The sequence below is a fragment of the Mycobacterium sp. genome, assembly GCF_049585075.1.
Taxonomy (GTDB): domain Bacteria; phylum Actinomycetota; class Actinomycetes; order Mycobacteriales; family Mycobacteriaceae; genus Mycobacterium.
The window spans coordinates 1-5,054 of record NZ_JBAUZA010000531.1 but is presented as its reverse complement, the minus strand read 5'-3'; the positions used below and the strand labels follow the sequence as shown (position 1 = coordinate 5,054).

Sequence of the window (5,054 nt, the reverse complement as noted above, 5' to 3'; positions counted from 1 at the left end):
CACCGGTACCGCCATCCCCGCCGTTGCCGCCCTCGCCGAAGAAGAGCCCGCCGTTGCCGCCGTCACCACCTTGACCGGCCGCGTCGGTGGCGCCGTTGCCGCCGCTACCGAACCACAACCCGCCGTCTTGACCATCGGCTTGGACCAGCGTTCCGCCCGATGTTCCATCAGCGCCGTTACAGATCAGCCCACAACTGCCCGCCGCGGCCGGATCGGCCTGCGCCGCCCACGTATTCAGTGCGCTATCGACCTGCTGGCCAAACGAGCTGTTAATCCAAACCTGCTCCAGTCCGTGCAGGAAGCTGGTCGACGAATCGGCCGCCGACACCGCAGAGCCGGTGTCAGAAAGCGCAGAGCTCCCCGAGAACGCGGCGTCAAAATTGCCGGGGCTAGAGAAATCCGTGAGCAACGTGTCCCACCCGGCCGGCGTGGCCAGATCCGCCAACAGCCCGCTCAACACACCGGGATCCACGAAATCCGTTGGGTTGACCGCAGTTAACGCCGAGCCGGCGGCGGAACCCAGGGCCAAGTCGAGGATGTCGTCGAACACATCGGCCTTCGCCGTCGGTGCGGCAGCCAGCGGGCCCAGCCCGAACGCCAAAAACGCGCCGGCACTCGTACTGAGGCCCACCACGCGGCGTCGGTGTGCCCTCGCGGTGTCCGACCGGTGGTTCCGTTTGCTGCGCCTGTGACGAGCCATGGCCGTACCTCTCCCGCGAAAGCCCAACCAACAACGTCGGCTGTTCCAATAGACGAATGAGGTGTCGTCCGGACCCGGTTGGTCGAGGCTTCCCGCTACGTGGCGCCATCTCAGGTTGCATTAAGGTAGCTCTCAAGGCATAGCCTGCGGGCCAAAACGCGCAGTTTGCGCGCAGGGCTTGTGAGTCCGAGCGATCGGGCTATAAGTCCTGCTTAACGGCCTATGTAGCCAATACTATGGATTTGCGGGCAGCGCCGGTAGAAGCTGATAACTCTCAGCTACAGTTCAGCTTCTTTACAAGCCGCCGAGTTGGGGCTTAGTGCACGGCTTTTCGAGCCGAGCGTGTCATAAGCCCACATTCGCCGCCTGGGCGACCAAATACGCCAGCGCGTCGTCGGTCCCCGCGGGCAAGGCATCGGCACGCCACCAACGCAGGTCCTCGGACTCGTCGCTGATCGCGATCTGGGCGTCGGCCGGCGCCTGGGCCACGAACTGCAGATCGAGATGGCGGGTCGGCACACCCAGCGAGCAGGTGACCGGGTGGACGTGCACGGCAGCCAGATCGGGCTGGATGCGTAGGTCGGCGACGCCGGATTCCTCGGTGGCCTCTCGCAGCGCCGCCGCGACAATGTCGCCGTCGGTGTCGTCGCAATGCCCACCCAGTTGCACCCAGCGGCCCAGTCGCGGATGCAATGTGAGCAGAACCTGGCCGCCGGAATGATCGAGCACCAACGCCGAGGCCGTGACGTGTCCTGGCACGCACTCGCGACGGCAGGCGTCGTCGCGCGCATCCAGAAACGCCAACACGGCGTGCCGCAGCGAATCCTGCCCCGGGTTCGGCGCCTTCCACGCGGTGAGTAATGCGATCGCGGAGTCGTGGACGCTCACTTGCGCACCAGCAGATCGGTCACCGGCACCGGATCGCGGGGTTCTGTCGACGGCTCAAGGGGGTAGCCAATCGCGATGGCGCCCAACGGTTCCCAGTCGGGAGCCAATCCCAGCTCGTCGCGAACCAGATCCGCGGCGAAGATCGTCGAGCCGATCCAGCAGCTGCCCACCCCGCGCACCGCCAACGCCACCAGCAGCGCCTGCACGGCCGCACCCACCGCGACCGTGAACATGGTGTGCTCCGCGTCGTTGCGCGCGGCGTCGGAGTAGTCGTGTGCCCCATCTGGTACCAGCATCGGGATCACGACTTCCGGTGCGTCGTAGAGGATCTGGCCGCGAGCGACCCGCCTGGCCACGGCATCAGCGGGCTTGCCGTCACCGGACAAATCAGAGCGCCACTTGTCGCGCATGCGGTCCAGCAGCCGACGGCGCACAGCCGGTGTCTGCAGCCAGACGAAACGCACCGGCCGGGTGTGATGTGGGGCCGGGGCTGTGAGCGCCTCGGCGACGGCGGCCTCGATAAGCTGCGGCGGCACCGGCTCTTCGGCGAATTGGCGCACCGAGCGGCGCAGCAGCTGGGCCTGCCGGCGGCCTAGCTCGAGAGCTTCGGCGGTGCCCAGCCAAAACAGGTCGTCGGTGCCCGCCCGCACCAATTGGCGTGCCGTCGACCCGTCGTCGGATACCGCCAGCCCGCGCACGACGGCCACCGGTATCGCGGTCAGCTTGCCCTTGACTAGATCGGCCGCAGCGGCAATCTCGTCGGCGACCGCGATCTCGGTGACTACCAATTCGTTGCCGTGCCGATCGACCGCACCCGCGTAGCCATGCAACACGGCCACACCGGCCGCGCCGACGGCAGCATCGGTCTGGCCATTGCGCCATGCGCGGCCCATGGTGTCGGTGACCACCACGCCGACACTGACGCCCAGCCGCTCGCGCAGCCCGGCCCGCAGGGCTGCAGCGCTGGCGTCGGGATCGACTGGTAGCAGTGCCAATTCGCCCGCATCGACGTTGGACCCATCCACACCGGACGCCGCCTGAACCACGCCCAGCTTGTTTTCGGTGATCAGCGTGCGACCTTTGCGGGCCAGCACTCGAACGGCCTCTGCGTCGACGAGCCTGCGCCGCAGCGTGTCTCGAGCCTCGGCGTCGACGGGCGCGTCAACCAGTCGGCCTTCGCATTTGGACACCACCTTGCTGGTGACCACCAGCACGTCACCGTCGCGCAGCCAAGGTGCCGCCGCGGCGATCACCGCGCCCAGGTCGTCGCCGGGGCGAAACTCGGGCAACCCGGTGACCGGCAGAATCTCGACAGCCGATGCGGTGCCGTGCTCGGTCATGCTGCCACGCCCGCAAGGCCCAGGCCGGCGGTCACCATCGCCGCCGTCGCTGCAGGATCGGTCATCAGCAACGGCACCGACTGCACGGCAACGCCGTCGATTTCGGCGTGATCGCCCTCGTGTATCAGCCAGCAGTCCAGGATGCCGGTGCCTGCCCGCCCGCCATAGTGCCGCCCGACGGCTTCTGCGGTGGCCGCCACCCCGACCACTGAGAGGCACGCATCTGCCATGCCGCGCAATGGCTTTCCGCCGATGATCGGGGAGTAGCCGACCACGGGTGCGGTCGTCGACCGCAGTGCTCCCCGAATACCGGGGATGGCCAGGATCGCCCCGATGCTCACCACCGGATTCGACGGCGCGAGCAGGATAATGTCGGCGCCTGAAATAGCGTCAGTGACTTCGGCTGTGGCGTGGGCATTTTCAGCGCCGATGAATGCGAAGCTGTGTGTCGGCACTTGCGCGCGGTAGCGCACCCACCATTCCTGGAAGTGGATGGCACGTTGGCTGTCGTCGACGGGATCGGTGATGACGACGTGGGTTTCGCAGCGATCATCACTGGCTGGTAGCAGCGTGGCACCGGGCTGCCAGCGGTCGCACAGCGCCGCGGTGACTTGCGATAGCGGATACCCAGCTCTCAGCATCTGGCTGCGCACCAAATGGGTGGCCAAATCGCGGTCACCGAGCTCGAACCAGTCGGGCTGGATACCGTAGCGCGCCAGTTCCTCCTTGGCGTGCCAGGTTTCGTCGCGATGGCCCCAGCCGCGCTGCGGGTCTACACCTCCACCTAAGGTGTACATGCAGGTGTCCAAGTCGGGGCAGATGCGCACCCCGTGCATCCAGGCGTCGTCGCCGATGTTGACGACTGCGGTCAGCTCGTGATCGCCGGGCAGCGCAGGGCCGGAGGCGAACTGGCCCAAGCCGACCAACTGCTGCACCCCGAGCAGAAAACGGGCGCCGCCAACTCCGCCAACCAGAACCGTGACCTTCACACCGCACGACAGTACGCGCGGCTGCGACCGGCTCGAACCCCCGCGGTAGAGGGGGTGTGACCGACACGCCGGGGCGGCAACGGCTGCAGTGTCGCAAAAAATTGATCACGAGATGGTATGGAAATCTGCCGAATCGCTTGCAAAGCGCTGCTTACCCGTGTGTAATCACACCAGTGTCATTTCGGTTGGCCGGCCGGATTCGGTGTCGCAGACCGAGATTCGATCATTTGTTCGAATCGAGATGGCCGACATCAAAACAGTGGTGACATTCACGATCAACCGAAACCAGGTGAGGAGGCGGAGCATGTCCTATGAGTACCTTCGGGGCCTAATGGGAGGCACACCGCACACCACTACCGGCTCGCCGATGACATCGATAACGTCAAGGCCCCGTTTGAGTTTGGTCCCAGTCCCTGATGCGGTCGAAGTCTTTGATCCAGAACCGGTCACGACCGACCAGTGGCAAGACCGCGCGTTGTGCGCGCAAACAGACCCCGAGGCCTTCTTTCCGGAAAAGGGTGGCTCCACTCGCGAGGCCAAGAAGATCTGCCTGGGCTGCGAGGTCCGGTCCGAATGCCTCGACTACGCCTTAGCTCACGACGAGCGGTTCGGCATTTGGGGCGGTCTGTCCGAGCGCGAACGCCGCCGCCTCAAGCGCGGAATCATCTGACCCGTTAGTCGGCGGGCGACCCGCTGCACTTAGTCCTCGTCGATCGTCGGATCGATGACCGAAGGTTCCACGTCCAAATAGGTGGCGACTTGGGCCACCAAGATCTCGTGCAGCAATTCGGCGAGTTCGACTGTGTCCTTGGCGCGCCGCTCGATTGGCTTGCGGAACAACACAACTCGCGCCCGAGTAGCAGTTCCTCGGACGTCGACTCCGGCGCCGATCAACCGGGCCAGCGCGATCGGCCCGTCAGCGACCACTTCCGGTGGCCATTGCACGCTGTCGGGATCCTTCGCCGAGATTCGCGGGATCTCGTCGACCGCCACGTCGAGCCCCGACAATCGCTCCTGCCAGCGCTGCTCGATGGGTTCATAGGCTTCCAGCACGGCCATGTCGAACCGTTCAGCGCGGCTACGCCAACCCGGCACCGTCCGTGGCAGCAGCGGCCCGCGCATCTCACGGCCGCGGCG

General features: G+C 66.0%; 5 protein-coding genes and 1 pseudogene. 1 reads left to right on the top strand and 5 read right to left on the bottom strand.

Annotated elements, in window-relative coordinates:
• The 4 genes and pseudogenes from WB785_RS24470 to cofD all read right to left on the bottom strand — a co-directional run.
• Nucleotides 1–634: pseudogene (locus WB785_RS24470) on the bottom strand (hypothetical protein); the annotation flags it as partial.
• 411 nt (nt 635–1,045) lie between these two features.
• Nucleotides 1,046–1,588 carry an NUDIX hydrolase gene (locus tag WB785_RS24465; protein ID WP_424082640.1) on the bottom strand — a complete coding sequence of 181 codons (543 nt, stop codon included), beginning with the start codon at nt 1,586–1,588 and terminating at the stop codon, nt 1,046–1,048.
• Nucleotides 1,585–2,928: a coenzyme F420-0:L-glutamate ligase gene (locus WB785_RS24460; RefSeq protein WP_424082638.1), complete on the bottom strand. Its 1,344-nt coding sequence runs from the start codon at nt 2,926–2,928 to the stop codon at nt 1,585–1,587. Before WB785_RS24460 ends, WB785_RS24465 begins: the two co-directional genes overlap by 4 nt.
• Entirely contained in the window at nt 2,925–3,917 is a 993-nt protein-coding gene (gene cofD / locus WB785_RS24455) for a 2-phospho-L-lactate transferase (protein WP_424082636.1), read from the bottom strand. The genes WB785_RS24460 and cofD overlap by 4 nt, the downstream gene beginning before the upstream one ends.
• A gap of 331 nt (nt 3,918–4,248) precedes the next feature.
• Between cofD and WB785_RS24450 the strand changes: the two genes are divergently transcribed.
• Nucleotides 4,249–4,587, top strand: coding sequence for a WhiB family transcriptional regulator (locus WB785_RS24450; RefSeq protein ID WP_424082643.1), 339 nt, complete (start codon nt 4,249–4,251; stop codon nt 4,585–4,587).
• A 29-nt stretch (nt 4,588–4,616) separates the two neighbouring features.
• On the opposite strand, the gene WB785_RS24445 is transcribed toward WB785_RS24450, so the two are convergent.
• Nucleotides 4,617–5,039: a metallopeptidase family protein gene (locus tag WB785_RS24445; protein ID WP_424082641.1), complete on the bottom strand. Its 423-nt coding sequence runs from the start codon at nt 5,037–5,039 to the stop codon at nt 4,617–4,619.
• Nucleotides 5,040–5,054: the final 15 nt, after the last annotated feature.

Excerpts from the sequence above, each read along its gene's own strand:
- WB785_RS24450 (WP_424082643.1), top strand. The coding sequence starts at position 4,249 with ATGGGAGGCACACCGCACACCACTACCGGCTCGCCGATGACATCGATA.
- WB785_RS24445 (WP_424082641.1), bottom strand. The coding sequence starts at position 5,039 with ATGCGCGGGCCGCTGCTGCCACGGACGGTGCCGGGTTGGCGTAGCCGC.
- WB785_RS24460 (WP_424082638.1), bottom strand. The coding sequence starts at position 2,928 with ATGACCGAGCACGGCACCGCATCGGCTGTCGAGATTCTGCCGGTCACC.